We start from the raw sequence: 25,139 nt of genomic DNA, 5'->3' as shown, positions 1-25,139 counted from the left end.
GTATCGAGCAGGAGCTTTTTTTCAACGCGTGAAAGATCGCTAAATTTCATTCGGCAAATCAACAGAATAATGAACAATGAGTACCCAACATGATTATTAACGGCGTAACGATAGACAAAACCTTTGCCGAGGCCTTTCCGATGAAGGCGACGCGCGCGATTATCACCGCGCAGAACGAAAAATGGGCGATGATCTCGGCGCAGGCGATGACCGGTTTCGCGACTTCGGTCATCGCTTGCGGCTGCGAGGCCGGCATCGAGCGCGTGCTAGAACCTTCAGAGACGCCGGACGGACGGCCCGGTGTTGCGGTATTGATCTTCGCAATGGGCGGTAAGGGACTAGCGAAACAATTGGAAACGCGCGCCGGCCAGTGCGTGCTGACTTCACCGACTTCGGCGTTGTTCGCCGGCATAACCAGCGATAAGCCGATTCCGCTGGGTAAAAACCTGCGCTATTTCGGCGACGGTTTCCAGATTTCCAAAGTGATCGGCGGCAAACGCTATTGGCGCGTGCCGGTCATGGACGGCGAGTTTCTGACCGAAGCGACGACCGGACAGGTCGAGGCGGTCGGTGGTGGCAATTTCTTGGTGTTGGCCGAATCGCAGCCGCAAGCGCTGGCGGCCTGCGAGGCCGCGATCGAGGAAATGCGCAAAATTCCGAATGTGATCATGCCGTTTCCGGGCGGCGTCGTACGCTCCGGTTCGAAAGTCGGTTCGAAATATAAAGCACTGGGAGCTTCGACTAACGATGCGTTTTGCCCAACACTGAAAGGCATCACCAAAACCGATTTGTCGCCTGAAATCGAATCGGTGATGGAAATCGTGATCGACGGCCTAACCAAGGAGGATATCGACAAGGCGATGCGAGTCGGCATTCAAGCGGTCTGCGATTTGGGTGCCGAAAACGGCGTCAAACGCATCAGTGCCGGCAATTACGGCGGTAAACTTGGCCCCTTCCATTTTCATTTACAGGAGATCATGGCATGACTGCGTTAACCTTCACGCTGAAACAGCGACCGGCTCAGCGCGTCGATTTGTCGCCTCTGGTTTGTCAAAAACTGGCGGGGTTATCGCCGACCGATATTGCAGCGCTCGAACTCGATAGCGGCAAGCGCAAAATTCGCGTCGACGAACTATTCACGATTGCTGGTTACGATACACAACAGATTGTCATTAAGAACAGTTATGCCAAGCTCGATTTTATCGGTAAAGAATTAACCGAAGGACAGATCCGCGTCGAAGGCGATGTCGGTGCTTATCTGGGGCTGGGCATGAAGTCCGGTACGATTACCGTCAACGGCAACGCCGGACTATTCGCGGCTTGCGAAATGAAAAAAGGCTTAATCGAAATCAACGGTAATACCGGCGATTTTCTCGGCGCCGCTTTGCCCGGTAATAAGATGGGCATGAAAGGTGGCACCGTTTTGGTTAAAGGCAACGCCGGCGAGCGGGTCGGCGATCACATGCGCCGCGGCGTTATTTTGATCGAAGGCAATGCCGGCGATTATTGCGGGTCGAGAATGACGGCCGGCACGATCGCGGTGATGGGAAAAACCGGACGCTATACCGGTTATGCAATGCGCCGAGGCACCTTATTGCTCTGGAATAAGCCCGAATTGCCGGCGACCTTCAATGATTGCGGCTCGCATACGTTGGCGTTTTTGCCGATGTTGTTCGCGTCGTTCAAAGGATTCGATTCGAAATTCGCAGACCCTGCTGCGGTCTTCAGTCGCGTCCGGCGTTACGGCGGCGACATGGCTGAAATGGGGCGTGGCGAAGTGCTGGTTAGGACTTAACGATGTGAGTGCGGACCGGTCGACATGAACGAGAAAGTTTCGGACAATGGGGCGGTCAGGGAAGACGAAAATGCGGATTATGCGGCCCGCGTCTTGTTGATTGATCTCGAAAATTGTCCGAAACAAGTCTATCAGTTGATGGAAGATCTGGCTGCTTATACCCACGTCGTAATTTGCTATGCGCAGTGCGGCGCTCGCGTTCCGCTCGATTGGGTCGTGCCGCTGACCGCAACGGTCAATCAAAATCGTCTGAAAATCATCAAAATGCCGAACGGCGGCAAGAACTCCGCCGATTTCGGCATCACCTTTTGGGCCGGCGCAATGATGGCTCAACTTCCCGAAAATACCCATTTCGATGTTGTGTCCGACGACAACGACCTCGATCATGCGGTCAGCCTACTAACCAGCCAGAACCGGAGTGCGCAACGTATCGGTGTCAAGCTCGAAAATATGCCGGGCTTTGCACCGAAAAGCCCAGAAGTTTTAGTCCAAGAATTTTGCGCCCACTTGATTAAACATAGCCGAAGTCGTCCGGTCAAAAAAGAAACTCTGCTCAACAGTATTCGCAGTAAATTTAAAAATAATGTGGTTAATGAGGAAGATTTATTCGATGAGTTGATTCAACAGAAGGCTATAGAGATTAAGGATAATAAAGTCACTTACAATCAAACAAAAATCGAATCGTTAGCGGCTGAGTAGTCGCTCCTCGCCTATCCACTCGAATCCAAGACGGACAAAATATTCTCAGTCGTGTAGCCCGGATGGACCGAAGCCACGCCATTCCCGTATTTCGCTACGCTGCATACGGGCTACGCCATTTAACAGCAGTTTAGTGTGCGCCCTTCCTGGTTTTTTAGTCGGATAGAGATGATAGGCGCTTTAAATCCTTGTCGATCGCTTTAGCCAGGGTTTTGACGGTTTTATTGGTTTGGAATTGATTAGGGCCTTTTGCTTCGAAAGTGTAATCGGCAATCAGTTTGCCGTCGTCGACTCGAATTAAATGCCCCATGATATAAGCAAACAAGAAGCTCGGTTTATGCAGTCTACCGACCAGGATGTAATCGGCGTCGAACTGCTTGCCGAGTTTCGCGGCCACATCATGGTGATCGAATAGATAACCGGTCCCGGCATTGGCCTTTTGTTGGGATGCGAAGTCGGTTTCGACTATGTCATTCCCTAATGTTGTTAATTCGGCTTCGAGTTGAGGCTTGATCGAAGCGGTGCGCTCCAGTTCTTGAGGGATGCCTGGAGCCAATGTGAGATCTTTTAACTCGAAAACCAAAACGGCAATTCGAGATTCAGCTAAGACACTCGTTCCGAATATCGTCAGGAAAAAAGCGGCAATGAGGCGAGCATAGACAGAGTTCTTCATCGGCTTTCTCGTTCGTGATTGGCAATAAAGGGACAGTCTACCCCTAAAACAAAATGATAGAAAGCGTAACCCTTACTTCAACAAATCAGCCATCGAAATGACATTTTTCGCCATTTCGCCGATCGAAATATTCCGATCCATCGCTAGTTTTCTTAATGCATGGTAAGCCTGAGCTTCGTCGAAGCCTTGCGATTTCATTAAAATACCTTTTGCGCGGTCTATTAATTTGCGTTCTTCCAGTTGCGATTTAGTTTTTTTCAGTTCTTCCTTGATGGCGTGTTGCTCTTTGAATCGAGCCACCGCGATATCGATGATGGTTTTGATGCGTTTGGGGTCGAGCCCGTCGACGATATAAGCGCTGACGCCGGCCTTGATGACTTTATCGATCGTGTCGCTATCCTGATCTTCGGCAAACAGGATCACCGGCGCCGAATGGCTTTGATTGATCGTCAAGATAGCATCGAGTATCTTTGGTGTCGGGGTATAAACATTTAACACCACGATGTCCGGCAATAAATTTAATACCAACGAATTTAAATCGATAGTATCGAACGGAAGACAAGCGGTTTCGAAACCATGCTGTTTCAGGGTTTTCTCGAGCAGTTTTTCGCCTTGAATTTCATCGGCGATTAAGATTTTCAGCGCTTGCATGTCAATCCAGTTCGATTTTCACTAAAGAGCCGTCGGGCATGATTTCGGTAATAAACTCTTTAGGCTCTTCAAGGTAGCGCGCCAAAATTGCCGATGTTAAAGCGCAAACTGCCAGAATGATGAAAAACGTAGACGGTGCGACATGGCCCATCAGCGCTAAAAAAATAATCGCGCCGGCATTGCCGTAGGCGCCGACGATGCCGGCGATCTGGCCGGTCATGGGTCTTTTGATCAACGGCGCGATGGCAAATACCGAGCCTTCGGCGGCCTGAAGAAATATCGAACACAACACCGTCATTGAAATAGTCATCATAATGGGCCAATCGCCGGCAATAAAAGACATCGAGTAATAACCGAGCGAGGTACCGGCTAGAAACATCGTCAGCGAAAACTTGCGGCCGATTCTGTCGCTGAGCCAGCCCCCGGCCGGGCGGGCGATTAGGTTCATGACAATGAAGCTCGATGCCATCAGGCCTGCATCGATCATCGAGACAGCTTGGGTTTCGCGGTAAATCGTAAAGAAAAACATCGGCAGCATCGATACCACGGCTAATTTGGAGCCGAACGTCATCAGATAAGCGACACTCAGAATAGTGATTTGTTTGAATGGATAATGGTGAATACTGTCGATCGGGCGGCTGAGCCGTTCCGCATTGATTTCGACGATTTGATAAGCTTGAACAAAGAAAAGTGCCCAGACAATGATGTTGATTGCAAGGACCCAGGGTGTACTAAGTAAATCGGCTTCCGGCGTCGATAGCTGCCAAGTGAGCAAAGACATTGCGGCATAAAGCGGTACGGTCGTGCAGATGTAAAGGAATAGATCTTTTATCGAAGTAACCTCCATTGCACCAGAACGTCTAGGTTTCAAATAGGGCACTTCGGGCGGCGTATCCTCGACATTCCGGTAATAGATGAACGCATATGCCAGCGACAAAATACCGGTTACCGCAATCGCATAACGCCAGCCGTTTTCGGCGCCGAAATATAATGCAAGTCCCGGCAGCAGGATAGTCGCGGCGGCCGAACCGAAATTACCCCAGCCCCCGTAGATGCCTTCAGCAACGCCGACTTGCCGAGCCGGAAACCAATCGCCGATGATGCGAATGCCGATCACGAAACCCGCGCCGATAAACCCCAAACAGAAGCGCGCCCAGGCTAATTGTTGAAACGATTCGGCCATCGCAAAAGCGAAGCAAGGCAGGCTACTCAGTGCCAGTAGAGTGCTGTAACTGATTCTTGCGCCGAAGCGGTCTACGACCATGCCGATGATGATGCGAGCCGGAATGGGTAGCGCAAAGTTTAATAACAGCAGGATGTTGACTTCGGATTCGGTGAGATTCACAGAATCCATGATCATCAGCATCAGAGGGGCGTGATTGAACCAGACGACAAAGCTGATGAAAAAAGCGGTCCAGGTCAAATGCAGAATTTTGATCTTACCGGAAAAGCCGAGTAACTTGAGTTGTAGTGTAGACATTGGCTGGTTTTACTGTGAAAGTTCCTAGTTCCTCTGGTGGCGCAGAGCGTCCCGGAATGCGTTCCCACGCAGAGCGCTCATTGTTATACATAAGTCTTAATAAGCCAATGAAATCAATGCTGTTGCTGTTTAGCAATAGCATTGATTTATAAGTGTTTTTGGCACTTGTGTATAACGGCGAGCGCAGAGCGTGGGAACGAGAAATATGAAAAACAATGTCGGTTCCGAAGAGGGTGCGGCTGCTCGATCGACAGGCGTTGGCGGCAGGGCAGATTTTTGCTCCTCGGCAATTGCTCCTGCATTGCCCTAATACACGCCATCCGTGGCGTAAATGCAAAATCTGCATTCACGCCGTCCTTGGCGTTCGAGCCGCCGTCGAGCCTACATGGACGTATTCACCCAGCACCTAAATTCCATAGTCCATTGACTATGGTTAACTATCTTGGATAATTTAGGTGCTGGGTTCACGGCGTACTGTCGGGCGAGTGACCGCACCCTCCGCCTCACTGCCATTAAGTTAAGGACTTTTCCGTTCGTCCTGAGCTTGTCGAAGGATGAATGGAGAAGTCCGAGTCGATAAGTTAAGCCGTCCATGGTTCGACAGGCTCACCACGAACGACTTAACTTAATGGCATTGACCCTCCGCCTCCAAAGAACTTTCGTTTACTCAAGAGGCTAACTCGAGTGTTTAAGTTATCTTGAAATACCTCATGAACTTCTTTGGCTTAACTTCTGAATTTATAATTATGCAAATAAAATGCCAATTTATTTTTTTGCGTTATGTGATTGTTCGTTCGATTCGGTGACTGTCAAGCGAATAAGCATAGTGCTTCATATTGGTGCGAAAAACATCCCAATTCACCGATTAAGTGCGTTTGCTGCGCGGATTTCATGACTATTCCATTTGGCTTCATTGAATCAGGATCCAATGAAGCTAGAAAAATCAAGGCTTCGCTAAAGTTGCTCATAAACTGGCATTCATATTGCTTCATCACTAGCAAGACTCCTTACGGAGTACCGATTTTGTTGGGGCATTGGCGTCCTGTTCGAGTGATTCGTCACATCGACTGGACGCCTTTTTTTTGCCTAAAATTTAGATACAGAAAACCGAGGTTGCCGATGAGCAAGAAACAAACATTAGTCGTGATTGGTAACGGTATGGTCGGCCAAAACTTTTTGGCCGGACTGGTGAGCAGTGGCGCGAAGGAACATTTTGAGATCGTCGTGTTTTGCGAGGAGCCCAGACCGGCTTACGACCGGGTTCATTTGTCGGCGTTTTTTTCCGGCAAGAGCGCGCAGGATCTATCAATGGTCGAGGTCGGTTTTTTCGAACAACACGGCATCACCGTGCATCTGGGAGACAGAGCAAAATCGATAGACCGTATCGCTAAAACAGTGCTGTCGGAAAAAGGCGTCCGGATCGCTTACGACAAAATCGTGCTGGCGACCGGGTCATACCCGTTCGTTCCGCCGGTACCGGGGCATGAACGCGATCGGTGTCTGGTTTACCGAACCATCGAAGATTTGGAAGCGATTCAAAACGCGGCCGAACAATCCAAAGTCGGCGTCGTGGTCGGCGGAGGCCTTCTCGGGCTGGAAGCCGCGAAAGCCTTGAAAGATTTAGGCTTGACCACGCATGTCGTCGAATTTGCGCCGCGCCTGATGGCAGTGCAATTGGACGACGGCGGCGGCGCATTGTTGAAGCGCAAGATCGAAGCGCTCGGCGTGACCGTGCATTTAAATAAGAACACGACCTTGATCGATGACGGCGAGAGTTGCTTGCATAAAATGAATTTCGCCGGCGGGGATGTGCTCGAAACCGACTTGATTTTGTTTTCGGCCGGTATCCGTCCGCGCGATGATATCGCTCGGGCCTGCGAATTGGAAGTCGGCCCGCGCGGCGGCATCGTGATCGACAATCAATGCCGGACCTCCGACTCGGATATTTTCGCGATCGGCGAATGCGCTTTGTGGAATAACCGAATATTCGGCCTGGTCGCACCGGGATATGCGATGGCGCGAACCGTCGTCTCGGTGCTCGAGTGTGGCGACAATTATTTTACCGGCGCCGACATGAGCACAAAACTGAAGCTGATGGGCGTCGATGTTGCGAGCATCGGTGATGCGCATGCGCAGACGCCGGGGGCATTGGTCTACACTTATCAAAACGGCGATAGCGAAGTCTATAAGCGACTCGTGGTCAGTGCCGATAAAAAAAGATTGCTGGGTGCGGTGCTGGTCGGTGAGGCTTCCGGCTACGGCACCTTGCTGCAATATTGCTTGAACGGTATCGAACTGCCGGAAAACCCGGATTCGCTGATTTTGCCGCATCGTTCCGATGAATCGGTCGGTCTCGGGCCCGATGCGCTGCCGATGTCGGCGCAAATTTGTTCCTGTCATGATGTCGATAAGGCAACGCTTTGTTCGGCGATCGAAGCCGGTTGCAATACGGTACCGGCGCTCAAATCGGAAACCAAGGCGGGAACCGGTTGCGGCGGTTGCGTGCCACTGATGAAATCGGTGATGGAATGCGAATTGGCCAAGCTGGGCATTGAGGTCAGCACCGATATTTGCGAGCATTTTCCGCATACCCGGCAGGAGTTGTATCACTTAGTGATGGTCCAGGAGATCAAGACCTTCGACGAATTGCTCGAAAAGCATGGGCGAGGCCGCGGCTGCGAAGTTTGCAAACAAGCGGTCGGCTCGATTCTGGCCTCATACTGGAATGACTATATTCTCAAAAAAGAGCATGTCGGCTTACAGGATACCAACGATATCTTTCTCGCGAACATGCAAAAAGACGGTACTTATTCGGTCGTGCCTCGCGTGACCGGCGGCGAAATCCAGCCCGAGAAATTGATCGTGCTAGGGCAGGTCGCGAAAAAATACGGTTTGTATACGAAAATTACCGGCGGTCAGCGGGTCGATCTATTCGGCGCCCGGGTCGAGCAATTGCCGTCGATCTGGCGGGAATTGATCGATGCCGGTTTCGAAAGCGGCCATGCCTATGGCAAGTCGCTCAGAACCGTCAAATCCTGCGTCGGCAGCACTTGGTGTCGTTTCGGCGTCGACGATAGCGTGGGTCTCGCGATCGAGCTGGAAAACCGTTATAAAGGACTTCGGGCGCCGCACAAGATCAAATTTGCCGTGTCGGGCTGCACACGCGAATGCGCCGAGGCGCAGAGCAAAGATATCGGCGTGATCGCGACCGAGGGCGGCTGGAACCTTTATGTCTGCGGCAATGGCGGGATGAAGCCCCGGCACGGCGACTTGTTCGCGACCCAACTCGACAAGGAAACGCTGATCAAATATATCGACCGTGTGCTGATTTTTTATGTGCGCACGGCCGACCGGATGCAGCGCACTTCGGTGTGGATGGAAAACATGGAAGGCGGCCTGGATTATTTGCGTTCGGTGGTGATCGAGGATAGTCTCGGTATTGGCGAAGCACTGGAAAATCAAATGCGTCATGTGATCGATACCTATCAATGCGAATGGAAAACCACGATCGAGGACGAAAGCAAATTGAAACGCTTCCGGCATTTCGTCAACAGCGACCGACCCGACGATAATATCGTGTTCGTCGAGGAGCGCGGCCAAGTGCGCCCTGCCGATGAGCAAGAGCGGGAGGAATTGAAGGCCCGGAAGCACTTTAAGATATTGGAGGAGGCATGAGCATGAGCGAATGGATCGATGTCTGCTCGGTCGACGATCTGCAGCCGGATTCCGGTGTTTGCGTCTGGGCGGATGGCAGGCAAATTGCTTTGTTTTATATGCCGAAGGAACAGGCGGTTTATGCGGTCGATAATTTCGACCCGTTCGGCAAAGTCAATGTATTATCGCGCGGCATGATCGGCGATATCGGCGGCCAACCGATGGTCGCCTCGCCGCTCTATAAACAGCATTTCAATCTGGAAACGGGCGTTTGCTTCGAGGACGAGACTGTGAAAATCGAAACCTATGGCGTTCGTATCGAAAACCGGCGGGTTGCCGTTAACGTTTAGGGAGATTTATGAAATATCATTATTATATTGCCGACGTTTTCACGAATCGGGTTTTCAATGGCGCGCAGATTGCCGTTTTTCCGAAAGCGGACGGACTCAATGCCGAAAAAATGGCCTTGATAGCCAAGGAACTGAATTTGTCCGAAACCGTCTTCATTTTTCATAAGATCAACGGCGGCAATGTACGAAGAATGCGCATATTTTCGCCGCTGGCGGAGATTCATTTAGGCGGCCATCCGGTCATTGCCGCGGCTTTCGTATTGGCCAGTTGCGGCGATATCGAATTAAACGAGCCGATTACTCGAGTCGTGTTCGAACAAAATGCGGGGCCTGTCGAAGCGAACATTACGAGTGTCGGCGGTAAGCCCGGTTTTGTGCAATTTACCCGAAAAGTCAGCGCTATCGTCGATCGGTTTGCACCGGGCGATGAAGAATTGGCTGCTTTTCTGGGGTTGGAGCAATCGGAACTCGATCATAAAAAGTATTCGCCAAGACTGGTTTCCTGCGGTTATCCCTATTTGATCGTGCCGGTTTGGAAATACGAGTCGGTAAGAAATGCGCTGTTCAATTATCCCGCCTGGAGCCAATCCACCGCGCCGCAAACCGCCGCGCAAGAGATTTTGTTATTTGCGCCGAAAACGCCGTTCCCCGATGCCGATTTCAATTTACGACTTCTTGGGCCTCGCCTTGCTTTAACCGATGATCCGCCGGTCGGTAATGCGGTGCCGGCTTTTTGTTCGTATTTGTGTTCGTTCGAGCAAACACGCAAGGGCACGCACAGTTTCGCTGTGGACCGGGGCGACGCGCGTTCGCGGCGCAGTGTTATTCGCATCGAAATGGATAATAAAGGCGAGGAATTATTGCCTCTGCGCGTCGGCGGCGAGGCGGTGATGTTTGCCGAGGGGGTAATCGATTTGCCGAAATGAAGGTTTACCCTTAGCAGTGTAGCCCGGATGGAGCGTAGCGCAATCCGGGACGTTCGAAGCCACGCCATTCCCGTATTCCGCTACGCTGCATACGGGCTACGTGCTGCAATATTACGACTTGAATAAAGTTGGGTTATAGAACAAATCTCCCCTGGCTTACCAGGACTTATAAGGCAAAAACTTGCCGTTCATCGTGATAATAACGCGGTCGCCCGCCGGGTTTTCTTCTTTGCCGACCGTCATGCTGAAATCGATCGCGCTCATGATGCCGTCGCCGAATTTTTCGTGAATGATTTCTTTCAAGGTTTCGCCGTAAACGCCGACGACTTCATAAAGCCGATAAATGAGGGGATCTTGAGGTACGTCGAAAGCCCATTGTTTGTAAGGGAACATTGCCAAGGCGATTTGCACTTCGTTGGGTAGTTCAAGAACGGTGCATAGCTTTTCGGCCAGTTCCGGTTTCATGCTGTTCATGCCAAGGCAAGCCGAGGTCAGCCAAACTTCATCGACGCCGATTTGTTCGGCAATGGCCGTCCAGGTGAGTTGCTTTTGTACTTTTGCAGTGATGATCCGATCGGTCATTTGCTCTTTGGTGAGCAAGGAATCGGCTTTGCTGGATGATGGAGTCGTTTTCATATTAAATACCTCTTTTGCTTAGTTGGATTAATAACGTGACGACGATAATCGTCAAGATGAGAGAAATGCTTTTCCAGAAGGTCACAGGATCGCGCTCTATGAGCGGCGGATGTGTTTTGTTCAAAAAAGTTTGGTTTGGAGAACGAAGGTCGTGAACAAATTCGGATAATTCTTCATATCGCTTGTAGGGATTCGGGTGGACGGCTTTCTTGATGGCATCATCGATCCAGGCCGGAATCGCTCGCGCATCATCCAGGATGGAGCGATAGTTCAATCGATTTTGAGCTGCTTTCGTCTTGCATTTGGCGACTTGAGTGCCATAAGGCAGATTGCCGGTCAGCATTTGATAGGTAATGACACCTAACGAAAATAAGTCCGAGCGAGCCGTTCCGTTTTCGCCTAAAAAATATTCGGGGGCGCTATACGGAGCGGTGCCGACTAATGGGTGCCGTTCGGTGGGGCTGTTCATTTCCGTTAGCCCTGCAACTCGAGTCGAGCCGAAGTCGATGATCTTTACCGTACCGGAGCTATCGATCATGATATTTTCCGGCCTCAAGTCTTGGTGAACCATTTCCAGACGGTGAAACGCGCGGAGGCCTTTGGCAATTTGGTCAATGATGCCGCGTACGGTTTCCAGATCCGGGTTCGGGTTATCGATCATCCATTGTTTCAAGGTTCGGCCATCGATGAACTCGGTGACAATATAGAGATAATTGCGTTTTCGGGTTTGCTCGCAGGGTTTTAAGACATGGGGGCTATCGATGCGGCGCGCTATCCAGTCTTCCATGAGAAAACTCTCAAGGTAAGCGGGATCATTTCGAAGATCGATTGAAGGCGTTTTAATAACGACCGGTGTATTGGTCTCGGTATCCATTGCCGAATAGACATGGCTCCGGCTGCTATTATGCAGCTCTCTCATGATTTGATAACCGTCGAAAATCATCCTGGCGGTCAATGTCGGCGGAAACGGAAGCTCTGTTATTTGCCGATAAATCTCATCCGCATTTAGATTCGGTAAGTCTTCGACATCGACAATCTGCATCGTCAAGTTATCCGAACTCCCTTGCCGGTAGGCTTCGTTGACGATCATTGTTGCGGCAGTCGCTAAATCATCGCCATGCTTCTTGATCGCATTAATGATGAAAACATTATTAACAAATTCATAAACGCCATCGGTCATCAATAAGAAGCGATCGCCTTTTTCAATCGGTAGCGCTTGGTAATCGATTTCTAGGTGATGATCGATACCCAATGCACGACTCAGATAGCTTTTGTCTTGCGAAACCCAAAGTCGATGATCGTTGGTTAATTGCTCCAGATGATTGTCATGTAATCGATAGATCCGTGTATCGCCGATATGAAAAATATGCACGGTATTAGACTTGAAAATCAGGGCGCTAAAGGTACAAACATAGCCTCTGTCTTTATCGTAACGATATTGACTCTGTTGGGTTTGGGCATGTAGCCAGGAGTTGGTTGCAATCAAGACCCGTTGTGCCGATTTTTTTACCGACCAAGCTTCCGAGGTGCAAAAATAATCTTGTAGGAATCCGGTGACCGCGGCTTCGCTAGCAATATGGCTGACAGCACTGCTGCTGATTCCGTCGGCCATCGCAATGGCAACACCTTTTGAACTCAATTGCGGTTCTTTCGGCATATAGACACCATGAAAATCCTGGTTGATTTCCTTTCGGCCTTTATCGGAATATTGCCCTACGGATATTTTAAGAGTGCCGGACATGAGGTATCGTTTCATGAAGAGCCTCGACCCTAAACTTGGCTCGAGACTCTATTAAAAGGGACGAGTTACAGAGCGCGTTTCGGTGCGGTTTTTATATGAGTGCTATATAGCGTCAAGCCGGTAAATGAAAGCCCGCCGACTAGGTTTCCGAGCACCGTGGGGATTTCGTTCCAGATGAAATAATCCATGATCGAAAAATTGCCGCCCATGATCAAGCCTGCCGGAAACAGAAACATGTTGACCACGGAATGTTCGAAGGCCATGGCGAAGAACAGTGTGATCGGCATCCACATCGCGATCACTTTGCCGCTGACCGTAGTCGATATCATTGCTCCGACCACGCCGGTAGACACCATCCAATTGCATAGCATGCCTCTGATAAAAATCGTAAACCAGCCCGCGACGCCGTATTGGGCATATCCCAGTGTTCGGGCTTCGCCGACGCCGGCGAGTTTTTTTCCAACGGCATTCGGCTCGACCGAAAATCCGTAGGTGAAAACCAACGACATCATCACCGCCACGGTTAAAGCACCGAGGAAATTGCCGACGAAGACCAATCCCCAGTTCCTAAAAATACCGCCTACCGTCACTCCCGGGCGTTTATCGATCCATGCCAACGGCACCAGAACAAAAACACCGGTCAATAGATCGAACCCCAGTAAGTACAACATGCAAAAACCGACTGGAAACAGAATCGCGCCGAAGATCGGAGAACCGGTTTCGACAGTGATACTAACTGCAAATACGGCGGCTAACGCAAGAATCGCACCGGCCATATAGGCTCTGATCAACGTATCTCGTGTTGACATATAGACTTTAGATTCACCGGCATCGACCATTTTGGTGACAAATTCCGAAGGGACTAAATAAGACATGGCATTCCTCAGATCAATTAAAAAAACACAAGGCAAAAAAAAGGCGCTTTAATCCCTAGTGGGGTTAAAGCGCCTTTGCTTTAAGAAACTCGAATGAAGATAAGCGGAAATCGTGCCAAGTTCTGTTAAAAATATAAGCTATTGATATTATGAATAGTAAATATTAGCTCTTGTTGGGTAAGGGTTGTTTTGTGTCTTTGTGAACCGGTCTGGTGCATTGCGGAGTAGATTTTAGTGCGTCGTCTATGACGTAGCTGCCGAGCGCGGCTTATTGTCCATTTTCATTGACGGCAACGGTTTCCCTAACAAAATGCAAAGCAAAATTGAAGCGGGCAGGTTGGCCGAGTTCCGCATGTAAATCATCCTCGAGCCGAGTAAACACCGATTCGTCCGGCATGATATTAGTGAGTAGGTCGGCATTTAGATTGAGCGGTCGTAGCGTATTGACTTTGATATTCCGAAGTTCAAGCCGGTGTCCATTGATTTGATAAGTTCTACCGGCCAATTGAGATTTGATATCGGCGATTTGCTCCATGGTTTGGAAAGAATAGAACAAAGGCGCGGAAATCAATGCCAGCAATAGGCTCGATAGCAAAATGCCTTTTCTGGCCCGAGTAAAAGGCGCGAACCCGATGACCATGAACGAAATGAGGGCGGCCATCGTAATTCCGATCAAGTTGGTCAAGAATAAGAGCATGGCGCCCAAAAAAATATCGGATTCAAGCCAACCGATGCCGATACCTGCAACGCAGAGGGGAGGCACCAAGGCGACTGCGATGGCAACGCCCGGCAAGCTTTTGGCTATATTTTCGCGGGCTTGGGCCATTGCGCCGGCGATACCGGAAAAAACCGCGACCAATAAATCCAGCGTCGAAGGATGCAAACGGGCTTCGATTTCCGATGTGGCATCTTTGAAAGGCAGTAATGCCGCCATTGCCGATGAAATTGCAAGCGCGATGCCGATACCGGACAGCAGCGAAACGATTGATTCTCGAGTCAAGAATTTTTCGGAGCGAAGCAAGCCCATCGACAAAGAAATAATCGGAGCCATCAAGGGCGCTAATACCATCGCGCCGATAACGACGGACGGACTACTCAGGAATAAGCCCAACGTGGCCAGCATGGAACTGAGTACCATTAATAAGACATAAGTGCTCGTCGTCCTGGCGTTTTCCTTTAGCGCTAGAAACAAGTCCTTAAAGTCGGATTCGAGCGCATGGGGAAAAAACGGCAAAGTTTTACTGAAATATTTCAGCCGTGCTTCCCCTTGCGGCAGGTTTTCGACATTGAAATTTTCTTTGTCACCGGATTGCGAGTTGAGCGATCGAAAACTGTCGCCGACGGTGATTTTAAGGGCTGCAGGAACTGTTTCCAAAAATAGCTCGCGAGTCGAGACCGGTTTGTGTTCTATCCAAAAGTCAATATCCTGTTTTGCGGTTATGCGCAAAGAAACGCTTCGAACGAATCCTAGTTGTCTCGGTAGCTGTGCCGAAGCCTGCGGAATAGTTATCGATGTCGATTGGATGTAGCTTAAAATCGATTGCGGTGCAAAGAACACGAACGACAATCGGCCATCTTTAAGCGAAGCCGATTCTCCGAAAAGTTTGGCAAATGGATTTCGTTTTGCAAGATCCAATAGATACAAGCCGATGATTGCCGTTTTGACTGATTTGCCTTTCGCGGTTTCTATTTCGATGGCAATCGGCTGTAAGTTGAAAGCATGAATCAAGCGCTGACAATAAAACTTTGTTTTCTTGAAGAGATTTCGCGTATTGCCGGCCTCGATCAATTCGGCTAGAGCTGTTTGATTCAACAGGCCGATGCCGCGGCTAATGAATTCTCCGTTACAGCGGATCAAATCGATCGGCACTGTTTCTGTTTGTAATGCCAAGGCCAAGCAGTCGTCAAGCTTATTGGGCAGTCCAAGATGATCGAAAAATACGGGTCGTAATTCGTTAGGATACGGCAGAAAACTCAATGCGATGGTTTTATTGAATGCAGCAGTGAGTACGGCCTGAAAATCGGTGTGTTTAACCCAAACCAAGGCATGATTTAGATTGCCGTTGACATGTAGACCGCTAAGGTTCGATACCTTAATCGGGCGAATTGAGATGTCGTTCTCAACAATTAGCGGATGTTGGTTGACTATAACCAAATTCTTTTTATCCAACTCATCGGAGTGAATCAGGTAAATCGGTTTGGTTTCTGTCATTCGATAGATACCTTTCGCAGGTTAAACAGGGCTAAGCGATTTCAATGATCGTTTATTTCAACGGCCTGCCTTTGGCGTCTATATCGAAATTTTTGCTGAGTAACAGGGCAAACTCAATAAAGCCCCATACCACGCCGAAACCGATGGTCAAAACAGTCACCGCGATCTGAGCAAGACCGATCCAATAATAGCCGAGATAAAAACGATGTGCGCCGACGCCGCCCAAAAGCAACGCGAGTATCGTTGCCAGCAGTCGAGATTTTACCGGTTTGTGCGGATTGAGATAGGAGCCGATTAACACAACCGATTTGGCTTCGCCTTCTTCCAATTCGAAATTGATATCGTCGCCAGGCTCAGGTAAGTCGGGTGATTGCCAACTGTCGAGATGAAACTCGTAAAAAGAGTCTCCGCTTTTTATTACGCCGGTTTGTCTGCCGAGGTCAAAACTTTCTATATGTCCGATCATGTTTGTTAAATGAGGTTCAAGGTTCAAGGTTCAAGGTTCAAGGTTCAAGGTCGAGGCGGGTTTATTCGTCTTTAATGCGTACCGCAAGGACATCGCATTTGGCGTGATGTAATACGCCGTTGGCTGTGGATCCTAGCAGCAATGCGAGTCCATGTCGGCCGTGCGAGCCGACGACGATCAAATCGACCGCGTTTTCCTCGGCGATTCTGACGATCTCGATTTTCGGGCTGCCTAATTCGAGAAAGCGATTGTTTTCGGGGATGTTGAATCGTTCCGCTAGTTTTTCCAGTCGCAATTTGGCCGATTCCATTAATTGTTCGGTTAGGTCAATTTCATAGGGAATAATCGGCCCGTTCACTGTGTCTACAATCGGAAGATTATCGACGACATGCAGCAGGCTTATTTTAGCTCGGTATTTATCGGCCAAGTCGCGTGCACGTTCGGCAATGGCATCGGTATGATCGGAAAAGTCAACCGCGAGTAAGATATGGGTATAATTTTTCATAAAATTTCCATTAGAAGCGCAAGGTTAGGGAAACAGCTGAGCCATGAGCCAATAAGATGCCATGATATACAAGAATGCGACACCCAGTCCAAAGCTAAAGGATGCGGATAAGGCATGCCGGACTATGTGTCCGGTAATTAGCCAATGCCAGATCATTAACGCGACCAGTGCCGCGAAGGCCAAAAGCGAGACTCGGCCGGTTGTCATGCCGGCAATAATCGGGAGTGCGAAGAAACTTATCAAGGCATCGGTTCCAAACAGCGCGCTCGATGTTTGCACAAAACGGCCGGGTTTTCGTGAAATGAGCAATATGATTTTGGCAAAAGCCAGCAATAATAAGGCGCCGACCGATACCTGCATAATTGCGTTAAACCAGCCGCTATCGATATACAGCATCAAAAAGCCCAGAATGGCATAGGCCATAATAGAACTCAGCAGCAAAGCCTGCGAAAAGGGAAGGTCTTGCGGGCCTTTCCGAAATCGGCAAAGATCGAAAAATAGCATGACCCATTCGTACATAAGCTAGCCGGCTTCTTCGAGTTTGGTTTCGGCTTCGAGCCATTCCGCTTCGGCTTCTTCGAGCTCCTTATCGATCCGGGTTTTGCGCGACAGTAGCTGCTTCAAGCGTTCTTTCTCCGGGTCTTGATAAACAGCCGGATCGGCTAATTGCTGTTCCAATTCATATTGTTCCCGATGTAGATTTTCTACCGCGAGTTCGGCTTTTTTCAGAGCATCGAGCAGCGGTTTGTTTTTTTGTCGGCGTTCGGCTTCAAGCTTACGCTGGTCTTTTCGGGAAAGTGATTGATTGGCGGCTTCCTCAGGCGGTTCTTCGTTTTTGGATTGCTCGGTCAGCCAGGAACGGTAATCGTCCAGATCTCCGTCGAAAGGCCGAACCTTGCCGTCCGCGACTAAAAGGAGTTGATCGGTAACCGAGCGCAGTAAATGCCGGTCGTGCGAGACGATCAGCATGGCGCCTTCATAATCCTGTAACGCGACGCTCAAAGCGTGGCGCATTTCCAAGTCAAGATGGTTGGTCGGCTCGTCCAGCAGTAATAGGTTCGGGTTTTGATACACTAAAATCGCTAAAACCAAGCGTGCTTTTTCACCTCCGGAAAAAGGGCCGACAGGTTCCAATACTTTGTCGCCCCTAAAATCGAAACCGCCGAGATAATTGCGTAAATCTTTTTCGGTCGCTTGTTTATCGAGTCTTTGCAGATGTTGCAACGGGCTTTCATCGATTCGCAATTGCTCGAGTTGATGCTGGGCAAAATAGCCGATGTTCAGTGCGTCGGCGGTCAGTATTTCTCCGGCCAAAGGCTGCATTTCTCCGGCTAGTACTTTGATTAAACTAGATTTTCCTGCGCCGTTGGGGCCTAATAAGCCGATTCGATCGCCGGGAGCAAGCGTCAATTCCGCACCGTCGATCACTATTGTCGTTCCGTAACCGATACCGGCCTCTTGCAATTTGAGCAGCGGGTTAGGCATTTTTTGCGGTTTACGGAAGCTGAAATTAAAGGGCGAGTCGACATGCGCTTGAGCGATGAGTTCCATCCGTTCAAGCGACTTAATTCGGCTTTGCGCTTGCTTGGCTTTGGTGGCCTTGGCCTTGAAACGGTCTACAAAACTTTGAATATGGGCGATTTCGCGTTGCTGTTTTTCGAACGCGGATTGTTGCTGCGCGAGTTTTTCCGCGCGCATTTTTTCGAAAGCCGAATAGTTTCCGGTATAGATCTCGATTTTGTTTTGTTCGATATGCGCGATGTGGCTGGCGATGGCATCGAGGAAGTCGCGATCGTGCGAGATCAAAAGCAAAGTGCCGGGATATTTGCAAAGCCAATCTTGCAACCAAATGACCGCATCCAGATCGAGATGATTGGTCGGTTCGTCGAGCAGTAAAAGATCCGAACGGCACATTAGGGCTTGCGCCAGATTCAAGCGCATGCGCCAGCCGCCGGAAAACGAAGAGACCGGGTTTTGTTCTTGATCGGGGCGAAACCCTAGTCCGTTCATCAGACGGGCTGCGCGGGCTTCGGCGGTATAACCGCCGATGATATCCAAGGCTGCATGTAATTCTGCCAGCTTTAACCCATCGCCGGTTTGTTCGGCCGCGCTTAATTGTTTTTGTAGTCGTCTTAACTCTTGATCCCCATCAATCACGTAATCGATCGCCGAACAGGCGACCGCCGGCGTTTCTTGCGCGACATGCGCGACTTCGAGGCCCGGCGGCATCGAAAAGTCGCCTTCATCGGTGTGCAACTCGCCCCTCAGTAGTGCGAAAAGGCTGGATTTTCCCGCGCCGTTCGCACCGGTCAGGCCGACTTTTTGGCCTTGATGAATTGTAAAGGACGCTTGACTAAACAGTAGGTTTGGGCCGCGTCTCAAGGATACGTTTTTAAAATTCAGCATGTTTGGCGTTTAGCTTTTTCTATCGATCATACTCTGTACTTGCTCGGCGAATTCCTTCAGTTTGCCTTTTTTGACGGTTTTTGCCGGAATGACCAAAGCGGTATTGAGACTAATGAAAATATAGACATAATGCTCGTCTTCTTGTTCGACTCGGATTAATTCGTTCCAAGGCATCTTGTGTTTGCCGCTCGGCGATATTTCGAGCAAATGATCGGGTTCTATCTTGAGCGTATATCGGCCGAACATATCGGCTTTTTCTTTTTCGGTATAGTTTTTCATGATCTGGCGACGCATGTCGAGCAGCATGATTTTCGGCGAGAGCAGCGCCCAAAGGATGGCAATGCTGGAAATATAAGCCGCCGTCATCATATCGCCGTAGTACAAATAATAAAAAATACCGATAATCACTAGCGCACCGGGGAAAACCAGCCGGTTTTTACGGATGTTATTCAGGACTTCGTCGTTTTGTTGCAGTTGGACTTCGTTGAAATGGATTAAATCCTCTTCACGAAAAATGTATTCAATTTCAAACATGATAGTTATTAAAGGTATGTGGTTTGTAAAAAAGGAGCTGATTGAGTCTGGTTCTTAGTGCATTTTTATTTTGGCATGGGCGCTACGCCGGAATAAATTTGAGAGCGTCAACATTGCCGTTCTAAAATAACCGTGGATCGCGACCTGATGCATTTTATAAAGCGACAGATAAACGATGCGGGCGATAAAGCCGCCGATCGTGACTGAACCCATCAGGTTGCCCATCAAATTGCCGACGGTAGAATATTTGCCCAACGAAACTAGCGAACCGTAGTCGTGATATACAAATTTGACTGGGTCTTTGCCTTGCAAGTGATTGACGATGGATTTCGCTACCGTCGAGGCTTGTTGATGAGCGGCCTGAGCGCGCGGAGGAACGTTTTGTTCATGCCCCGGCCAAGAACAGGCTGCGCAATCGCCGATCGCGAAAATACTGGGGTCGACCGTTTGTAGAGCGTCATTGACGACCAATTGATTGATTCGGTTTGTTTCCAAGCCGTCGATTTGTTGTAGCCAGTCCGGTGCCTTGATACCGGCCGCCCAGACTTTGAGGTCGGCTGGAATGAATTCCCCGTCGTGAGTCGTGATGCCGTCTTTCGAGACTTCGGTGACCCGCCGTCCAAGCTTTAGGTCGATATTGAGCTTGACCAATTGTTGTTGCGTCGCGTGTGCCAGCTTAGTCGGTAGGGCAGGTAATAATTGCGTGGCCGCTTCGATAATCGTAATTTTTACATCGCCGGCTTGGTCGAGTCCATAGACATTCAATAGATGCGTCACTTCGTGCAGTTCTGCTGATAATTCTACGCCGGTTGCGCCGGCGCCAACAATCGCGATCGATAACGGTTTGTCCTTGCTGCCGCCTTTACTGACATGGCGTTTGATATAAGTTTCGACCAGTTGCTTTTGAAATTTGAAGGCCTGCGAGGTTGTGTCGAGAAACATGCAGTGTTCGGCCACGCCTTTGATATTGAAAGTATTGCTGATGCTGCCGACAGCCATGACTAGGGTGTCGTATTTGAATGTGCGTTCGGGTATCAGTTCTTCGCCGCTATCGCTGTAAGTCGGGCTCAAATAGACTTCTTTTTTTTCGCGGCTCAAACCGGCCATTTTGCCGAGGCGGAAACGGAAATGACTGCGATAGGCTTGTGCCAGATAATCGACTTGCTCGGTTTCATCCAGGGTGCCGGCCGCGACCTCATGCAATAAAGGTTTCCAAATATGAGTCGAGGAGGCATCGATGAGGTTGATTTCAGCCAAACCCGCTTTGCCTAATTTATTACCTAGTGTCGTTGCCAGCTCCAGTCCGGCCGCGCCGCCGCCGACAATCAGAATTTTATGCTTTTCGTTGTTGCTCTCGCTCATGCATCCCCCAGCTTATTTTCCGCTTACTGCGGTTATTGTTTTTTTGTGCAACGTATTATAACGAATCAACTCGAAAGTGGACGATTTATAAAAAAAATCCCTACCTCATTATGTTGGGGTATTAATAAAACCAATGAGATGCTGATGATGAATTCCCATGTTTATTTTAAGGAATGCTAGTATTAAGCCCTGATCGGCTAATCCTTGGATGTGTAAAGAGACGTTATTTTGGATTTGAGGCCGCAAGAACATTTATTCTGGATATCGGATCAGCGATATTTTAAGGCTATGTATGCGGTAAATAGTTGGAAACACCTGCCAATACCGGAAGTACTTATAAATCCAAAGTGAATTGTAGGGTACGCTGCGCGTACCTACAGTCTTCAAGTTTCAAAATTGGTGTAGTATTAATTTCAACTACTATACCCGTCGTAGATCAAAATTCGGCGCCAGGGTGTCCGCTAAAGGACGCCGTGAACCCAGCACCTAAATTCCATAGGTCATTGGCAATAATTTAATATGATGGCTAATTTAGGTGCTGGGTGAATACGTCCATGTTGTCTCTATGCCAGCTCCATGCTGGCAAAGCCTTTATGAGCGCCAAGGATGGCGTGAATGTCGATTTTGCAGGAGCAAAAATCGACCGGACACCCAGGCGCCTCCTCTGGCACTGCCGAAATTTTAAGTGCGAAAGGTATAACGCGAACATAGTCTATTTTAAAGGGCGCTTTTTCGGGAAATTAGTATTGGAAATCGGGTTTATAGTAAAGAAATTCTTATGAAAATATTGGTAATAGACGATAGTAAAGCCATTCGAATGCTGGTTGCGGAGTGTGTCAAGGAGCTTGGGCATCATGTGATTCATGCCGAAAACGGAGCGGAGGGGCTTGAATTTATTCGATCGAACGATGTCGATTTGGTCATGATGGATATTGAAATGCCCGGTTTGAACGGATTCGAGACGACACAAGCGATCCGGTCTTTGAAAGGCGACGATTGGTTTCCGATTATTTTTTTAACGATCAAAACCGATGACGACTCCTATGCCGCATGTATCAGGGCCGGTGGCGATGCGTATCTGGCCAAGCCGATTAGCCCGAAACGTCTAGAAATGCAAATCGTTGCTATGGAACGCATTTATGAAATGCGGCGAAAACTGCATGCCGTACAACGGGATTTGATGCATGCCAATGAGGCGCTCAGTTTTGCATCGCTACACGATCAACTGACCGGTATCGCGAATCGACGCAATTTCGATACTACACTGTTAAGAGAATTTAATCATGCCAGACGTGACAAGCACCCGCTATCGTTGCTGATGTGCGATATCGATTATTTTAAAGTTTATAACGATCGGTATGGGCATATGGCGGGCGATGACTGCTTGAAAAAAATCGCAGAGGCCATCGCTTCGGTGCCTCAGCGAGCGACCGATTTAGCCTGCCGTTACGGCGGCGAGGAATTTGCTGTGATCATGCCGAATACGGACTGGCAAGGAAGCCGGGATTTAGCCGAAAAAATTAGGTTGGCCGTGTCCGCTCGGAAAATTCCTCACGAAGGGTCGAAAGTCGATAGTTATGTTTCACTGAGTTTGGGTCTTGCAACCTACAACGGTCAGTTCAAGACTATCGATGAATTGATGAAGGCGTCCGACGACGCGCTCTATCGAGCGAAGGAAAAAGGCCGAAACCGGCTCGAGAGTGCCTGAGTATTCATTTAGGATTTCGTGATAAATAACGTCCTGGAACTATGCGCTTTGTCGAGGTTTCGGTAACTCGCTTGGCAGGACGCCGTGAATACGTCCGTGTAGGCTTGACGGCGGCTTTCCGTGCCGCCGACACCTGCCAATCGAGCAACCGAACCCTCAGTAAAATGGGGAAGTTATTTACGACTAAATCCTTAGGACCAGGATGAGTCGAATAAAACGATTTAAACGAATGTTTTTATACCTTTCGCACTTCAAATTTCGGTAGTGCCCGAGGAGGCGCCGGGGGCGACAAAGGCTTTGCCAGCATGGAGCTGGCATAGAGCCATGGACGTATTCACGGCGTCCTTTGGCGGCCCCCTGGCGTCGTATTTTCATCTACGATAGGTATAACTATCATGTATTTAGCGAAAGATTTCATTGAGACTGCTGAAGGGCTGGTTTTTGCCGTAGTGGAGCACGGCATTGAGCAGGGCAGGGTGTTGTGTTTTTTACGTTATCGGCGAAGCGCGAACGGTTGGCAAAAACAATCCACCCGGCAAGCGGACAACTTATTGAGTCGAGATCATCCTGAATATTTGTATTATTGCCCGATGCGGGATGTCCGTGTTCATGCCGTTCCTGAAGAGCGAGTAATTAAGCATTATCAGCCACGACAACGCTTGAGCGAGCTGTTATCGGCTGCGCGGCTCGATCCGGTCGAGCATGATTTGCTTCGATTATCGAATCTGTATCAGAGTCGGGGGCTGGATGTTAACCAAATGGGCGTGACCGGTTCGTTGCTAATCGGCGCTCAAGGAAAGGCATCCGATATCGATCTGGTTTTTTATGACCGGGATCTATTTCATCAGGCCAGAGCGATTAACCGTGAGTTGATTCAAGCCGGTTTGCTGCATGAACTCGACCTGAGGCATTGGCAAGAGAGTTTTCGTCGCCGGGATTGTCATATCGATTTCGACGATTATGTTTGGCATGAACAGCGCAAATTTAATAAGGCTTTGGTGAATGATCGTAAATTCGATTTGAATTTTATCGATCCGGAGTCGGTCGCTACCGAGACTTACCGTAAATGCGGCAAAATCTTGTTGCGTTGCATCGTGACCGACGATAGCCGGGCTTTCGATTATCCGGCGCTGTTTAAATGCAATGAGCCGACTATCGATGAGATTGCGGTTTTTACCGCGACTTATACCGGTCAAGCGCAAAACGGAGAAGAAATCGAGGTTTGCGGTTTGTTGGAAGAGTCACCGAGCGGTTTGAAGCGTATTATCGTCGGTTCGAGCCGCGAGGCGAAAGGGGAGTATATAAAGGTTCAAGGTTCAAGGATCAAGGAGAAAGGTGAAAGGTGAAAGATGAAAGGGGGGAATGGAGGTCTTTGTGGGAGCGATCCCCAGATCGTCCCTCACCTAACGCTAGGTGAGGGAGAGTCGGTAAGCCTGGGTGGCACTAATTGGTATCGAAGTCGCATTGGCCAAGATTCCTTGTTTCTACCGCTTCAGTCACTGCCATTAAGTTCAGAGAAACCCGTCATTCCGCCATGGACTGGCGGAATCCAGTGCCATGGATGGCAAGCTTCTAAGGTACCTTAGAGCTTGAATGCAAAAATTACTTATTTTTAACACAGCTTAACTTAATGGCAGTGACCGCTTCAGTGTGAGAATGTTTAGCAAAGGTGAATAGTGAATGGTGAACGGTGAGGCGGATGCTTTTCGAAAGGCTTTGAGGGCTGTCGAGGGGGTTGTATTCGATCTGGATGGCTTGGTGTTGGATACCGAAACCACCTATTTCATGGCGTGGCGTCAGGCTGCCGCGCTCATGGGGTATCAGTTGCCGAGTGCCTTCTGCCTATCTTTATCGGGACTTCATTATCGCGATGTCGAGATACGCTTGCTTGAGTTTTGCGGAAGCACTTTCAATCTTCAGGAATTTAATCGTCTGGGCGGTGTGTGTTGGTATCGCATCGTCGAAAAGCAAGGCATCGACATAAAGAAGGGTTTTTGGACATTTCTTAAATTATTGCAGGAATCCGACATACCCTATGGTCTTGCCACCAACAGTCGTTTGAATAATGCACTCGAGTGTCTCGATTTTGCCGGCCTCGGCAATGTTTTCGAGACGATTGTCGCTCGCGATCATGTCGAGCGAGGCAAGCCGGCGCCCGATATTTTCTTGAATGCGGCCGAACGTTTGTCGATTCCTATTTCTCGTTGTTTAGCATTGGAAGATTCCACCGCCGGTGTGATGGCGGCGTCCACGTCCGGTGCTTTTACCGTCTATGTTCCGTCGGTATTACCGGCCGACCCTTATGCCGGAGAGTTATGTCATTTGCAATGCCGCGATTTGGGCCAGGTCGCGGCTTTATGGGCGGCGCGGGACTTGTAAAACTGCTTGACGCTAACGTTTCCTTCGCGTTTACTTGCCGCTAATATCCGTACGATTCATACCAAATTAATAAAAATAAATAAGAGG

At 49.3% G+C, this 25,139-nt stretch carries 22 protein-coding genes; 9 read left to right on the top strand and 13 right to left on the bottom strand.

From position 1 onward, the window contains the following. The first annotated feature begins 89 nt into the window (after window positions 1–89). Genes fhcD through ACINK7_RS14835 form a run of 3 tightly spaced genes read left to right on the top strand, consistent with a single transcriptional unit; the run spans window position 90 to window position 2,494 of the window. Window positions 90–986, top strand: coding sequence for a formylmethanofuran--tetrahydromethanopterin N-formyltransferase (gene fhcD, locus ACINK7_RS14845; RefSeq protein ID WP_404356350.1), 897 nt, complete (start codon window positions 90–92; stop codon window positions 984–986). Next, on the top strand, window positions 983–1,795 hold the full coding sequence (locus ACINK7_RS14840) for a formylmethanofuran dehydrogenase subunit C (RefSeq protein ID WP_404356348.1): 813 nt from the start codon (window positions 983–985) through the stop codon (window positions 1,793–1,795). Before fhcD ends, ACINK7_RS14840 begins: the two co-directional genes overlap by 4 nt. A 24-nt stretch (window positions 1,796–1,819) precedes the next feature. Next, on the top strand, window positions 1,820–2,494 hold the full coding sequence (locus ACINK7_RS14835) for a PIN domain-containing protein (protein WP_404356346.1): 675 nt from the start codon (window positions 1,820–1,822) through the stop codon (window positions 2,492–2,494). 154 nt (window positions 2,495–2,648) lie between these two features. Here the strand turns inward: ACINK7_RS14835 and ACINK7_RS14830 are convergent, their stop codons facing one another. From ACINK7_RS14830 to ACINK7_RS14820, 3 genes are all read right to left on the bottom strand, one after another. Further along, the gene (locus ACINK7_RS14830; RefSeq protein WP_404356344.1) at window positions 2,649–3,167 is read right to left on the bottom strand and encodes a DUF2380 domain-containing protein; all 519 of its coding nucleotides are present in this window, start codon (window positions 3,165–3,167) and stop codon (window positions 2,649–2,651) included. A gap of 72 nt (window positions 3,168–3,239) precedes the next feature. Further along, window positions 3,240–3,818: an ANTAR domain-containing response regulator gene (locus tag ACINK7_RS14825; RefSeq protein WP_404356342.1), complete on the bottom strand. Its 579-nt coding sequence runs from the start codon at window positions 3,816–3,818 to the stop codon at window positions 3,240–3,242. 1 nt (window position 3,819) lies between these two features. Continuing rightward, complete coding sequence (locus ACINK7_RS14820; protein ID WP_404356340.1) at window positions 3,820–5,298, bottom strand: MFS transporter; 1,479 nt, start codon at window positions 5,296–5,298, stop codon at window positions 3,820–3,822. Window positions 5,299–6,417: 1,119 nt separating this feature from the next. Between ACINK7_RS14820 and nirB the strand changes: the two genes are divergently transcribed. Genes nirB through ACINK7_RS14805 form a run of 3 tightly spaced genes read left to right on the top strand, consistent with a single transcriptional unit; the run spans window position 6,418 to window position 10,228 of the window. Next, a complete protein-coding gene (gene nirB, locus ACINK7_RS14815) occupies window positions 6,418–8,973 on the top strand; it encodes a nitrite reductase large subunit NirB (protein ID WP_404356338.1) in 2,556 nt (851 codons plus the stop codon). A 2-nt stretch (window positions 8,974–8,975) separates the two neighbouring features. Beyond that, entirely contained in the window at window positions 8,976–9,302 is a 327-nt protein-coding gene (gene nirD / locus ACINK7_RS14810) for a nitrite reductase small subunit NirD (protein ID WP_026130071.1), read from the top strand. A gap of 8 nt (window positions 9,303–9,310) precedes the next feature. Further along, entirely contained in the window at window positions 9,311–10,228 is a 918-nt protein-coding gene (locus ACINK7_RS14805) for a PhzF family phenazine biosynthesis protein (protein ID WP_404356336.1), read from the top strand. Between the two features lie 156 nt (window positions 10,229–10,384). Here the strand turns inward: ACINK7_RS14805 and cynS are convergent, their stop codons facing one another. The 10 genes from cynS to ACINK7_RS14755 form a co-directional block, all read right to left on the bottom strand. Then, window positions 10,385–10,864 (bottom strand): cyanase, encoded by a 480-nt coding sequence (gene cynS, locus ACINK7_RS14800; protein WP_404356334.1) that lies wholly within the window; start codon window positions 10,862–10,864, stop codon window positions 10,385–10,387. Between the two features lies 1 nt (window position 10,865). Continuing rightward, complete coding sequence (locus tag ACINK7_RS14795) at window positions 10,866–12,605, bottom strand: protein kinase (RefSeq protein ID WP_404361458.1); 1,740 nt, start codon at window positions 12,603–12,605, stop codon at window positions 10,866–10,868. Window positions 12,606–12,670: 65 nt separating this feature from the next. Next, window positions 12,671–13,480 carry a formate/nitrite transporter family protein gene (locus tag ACINK7_RS14790; protein ID WP_404356332.1) on the bottom strand — a complete coding sequence of 270 codons (810 nt, stop codon included), beginning with the start codon at window positions 13,478–13,480 and terminating at the stop codon, window positions 12,671–12,673. Between the two features lie 268 nt (window positions 13,481–13,748). Next, window positions 13,749–15,692 (bottom strand): DUF389 domain-containing protein, encoded by a 1,944-nt coding sequence (locus tag ACINK7_RS14785; RefSeq protein WP_404356330.1) that lies wholly within the window; start codon window positions 15,690–15,692, stop codon window positions 13,749–13,751. A 52-nt stretch (window positions 15,693–15,744) separates the two neighbouring features. Continuing rightward, window positions 15,745–16,158, bottom strand: a complete 414-nt coding sequence (locus tag ACINK7_RS14780) for a TM2 domain-containing protein (protein WP_014147769.1) — start codon at window positions 16,156–16,158, stop codon at window positions 15,745–15,747. Between the two features lie 61 nt (window positions 16,159–16,219). Next, window positions 16,220–16,663 (bottom strand): universal stress protein, encoded by a 444-nt coding sequence (locus ACINK7_RS14775; protein WP_404356328.1) that lies wholly within the window; start codon window positions 16,661–16,663, stop codon window positions 16,220–16,222. Between the two features lie 24 nt (window positions 16,664–16,687). Then, complete coding sequence (locus tag ACINK7_RS14770; protein WP_404356326.1) at window positions 16,688–17,182, bottom strand: hypothetical protein; 495 nt, start codon at window positions 17,180–17,182, stop codon at window positions 16,688–16,690. Window positions 17,183–17,185: 3 nt separating this feature from the next. After that, window positions 17,186–19,069, bottom strand: coding sequence for an ATP-binding cassette domain-containing protein (locus ACINK7_RS14765; RefSeq protein WP_404356324.1), 1,884 nt, complete (start codon window positions 19,067–19,069; stop codon window positions 17,186–17,188). A gap of 9 nt (window positions 19,070–19,078) precedes the next feature. After that, window positions 19,079–19,603 (bottom strand): YcxB family protein, encoded by a 525-nt coding sequence (locus tag ACINK7_RS14760; RefSeq protein ID WP_404356322.1) that lies wholly within the window; start codon window positions 19,601–19,603, stop codon window positions 19,079–19,081. A gap of 54 nt (window positions 19,604–19,657) precedes the next feature. After that, window positions 19,658–20,965, bottom strand: a complete 1,308-nt coding sequence (locus ACINK7_RS14755; protein WP_404356321.1) for an NAD(P)/FAD-dependent oxidoreductase — start codon at window positions 20,963–20,965, stop codon at window positions 19,658–19,660. A gap of 778 nt (window positions 20,966–21,743) precedes the next feature. On the opposite strand from ACINK7_RS14755, the gene ACINK7_RS14750 reads away from it, so the two are divergent. From ACINK7_RS14750 to ACINK7_RS14740, 3 genes are all read left to right on the top strand, one after another. Continuing rightward, window positions 21,744–22,673 (top strand): diguanylate cyclase, encoded by a 930-nt coding sequence (locus ACINK7_RS14750; protein ID WP_404356320.1) that lies wholly within the window; start codon window positions 21,744–21,746, stop codon window positions 22,671–22,673. A 395-nt stretch (window positions 22,674–23,068) separates the two neighbouring features. Continuing rightward, window positions 23,069–24,019 (top strand): hypothetical protein, encoded by a 951-nt coding sequence (locus tag ACINK7_RS14745; protein ID WP_404356318.1) that lies wholly within the window; start codon window positions 23,069–23,071, stop codon window positions 24,017–24,019. Between the two features lie 334 nt (window positions 24,020–24,353). After that, complete coding sequence (locus tag ACINK7_RS14740) at window positions 24,354–25,052, top strand: HAD family hydrolase (protein ID WP_404356316.1); 699 nt, start codon at window positions 24,354–24,356, stop codon at window positions 25,050–25,052. The last annotated feature ends 87 nt before the right edge of the window (window positions 25,053–25,139 follow it).

This window comes from Methylotuvimicrobium sp. KM1, assembly GCF_044788715.1.
Taxonomy (GTDB): Bacteria; Pseudomonadota; Gammaproteobacteria; order Methylococcales; family Methylomonadaceae; genus Methylotuvimicrobium.
Note: the sequence above shows the minus strand (reverse complement) of the source record. Positions and strands in the feature narration are given on the sequence as shown.

Bases quoted from the DNA above. Each gene is read 5' to 3' on its own strand.
- cynS (WP_404356334.1), bottom strand. From the start codon at position 10,864: ATGAAAACGACTCCATCATCCAGCAAAGCCGATTCCTTGCTCACCAAA.
- nirB (WP_404356338.1), top strand. From the start codon at position 6,418: ATGAGCAAGAAACAAACATTAGTCGTGATTGGTAACGGTATGGTCGGC.
- ACINK7_RS14835 (WP_404356346.1), top strand. From the start codon at position 1,820: ATGAACGAGAAAGTTTCGGACAATGGGGCGGTCAGGGAAGACGAAAAT.
- ACINK7_RS14760 (WP_404356322.1), bottom strand. From the start codon at position 19,603: ATGTTTGAAATTGAATACATTTTTCGTGAAGAGGATTTAATCCATTTC.
- ACINK7_RS14775 (WP_404356328.1), bottom strand. From the start codon at position 16,663: ATGAAAAATTATACCCATATCTTACTCGCGGTTGACTTTTCCGATCAT.
- ACINK7_RS14805 (WP_404356336.1), top strand. From the start codon at position 9,311: ATGAAATATCATTATTATATTGCCGACGTTTTCACGAATCGGGTTTTC.
- ACINK7_RS14785 (WP_404356330.1), bottom strand. From the start codon at position 15,692: ATGACAGAAACCAAACCGATTTACCTGATTCACTCCGATGAGTTGGAT.
- ACINK7_RS14755 (WP_404356321.1), bottom strand. From the start codon at position 20,965: ATGAGCGAGAGCAACAACGAAAAGCATAAAATTCTGATTGTCGGCGGC.
- ACINK7_RS14740 (WP_404356316.1), top strand. From the start codon at position 24,354: ATGGTGAACGGTGAGGCGGATGCTTTTCGAAAGGCTTTGAGGGCTGTC.
- fhcD (WP_404356350.1), top strand. From the start codon at position 90: ATGATTATTAACGGCGTAACGATAGACAAAACCTTTGCCGAGGCCTTT.
- ACINK7_RS14840 (WP_404356348.1), top strand. From the start codon at position 983: ATGACTGCGTTAACCTTCACGCTGAAACAGCGACCGGCTCAGCGCGTC.
- ACINK7_RS14780 (WP_014147769.1), bottom strand. From the start codon at position 16,158: ATGATCGGACATATAGAAAGTTTTGACCTCGGCAGACAAACCGGCGTA.
- ACINK7_RS14830 (WP_404356344.1), bottom strand. From the start codon at position 3,167: ATGAAGAACTCTGTCTATGCTCGCCTCATTGCCGCTTTTTTCCTGACG.
- ACINK7_RS14820 (WP_404356340.1), bottom strand. From the start codon at position 5,298: ATGTCTACACTACAACTCAAGTTACTCGGCTTTTCCGGTAAGATCAAA.
- ACINK7_RS14745 (WP_404356318.1), top strand. From the start codon at position 23,069: ATGTATTTAGCGAAAGATTTCATTGAGACTGCTGAAGGGCTGGTTTTT.
- nirD (WP_026130071.1), top strand. From the start codon at position 8,976: ATGAGCGAATGGATCGATGTCTGCTCGGTCGACGATCTGCAGCCGGAT.
- ACINK7_RS14795 (WP_404361458.1), bottom strand. From the start codon at position 12,605: ATGTCCGGCACTCTTAAAATATCCGTAGGGCAATATTCCGATAAAGGC.
- ACINK7_RS14750 (WP_404356320.1), top strand. From the start codon at position 21,744: ATGAAAATATTGGTAATAGACGATAGTAAAGCCATTCGAATGCTGGTT.
- ACINK7_RS14770 (WP_404356326.1), bottom strand. From the start codon at position 17,182: ATGTACGAATGGGTCATGCTATTTTTCGATCTTTGCCGATTTCGGAAA.
- ACINK7_RS14790 (WP_404356332.1), bottom strand. From the start codon at position 13,480: ATGTCTTATTTAGTCCCTTCGGAATTTGTCACCAAAATGGTCGATGCC.
- ACINK7_RS14825 (WP_404356342.1), bottom strand. From the start codon at position 3,818: ATGCAAGCGCTGAAAATCTTAATCGCCGATGAAATTCAAGGCGAAAAA.
- ACINK7_RS14765 (WP_404356324.1), bottom strand. From the start codon at position 19,069: ATGCTGAATTTTAAAAACGTATCCTTGAGACGCGGCCCAAACCTACTG.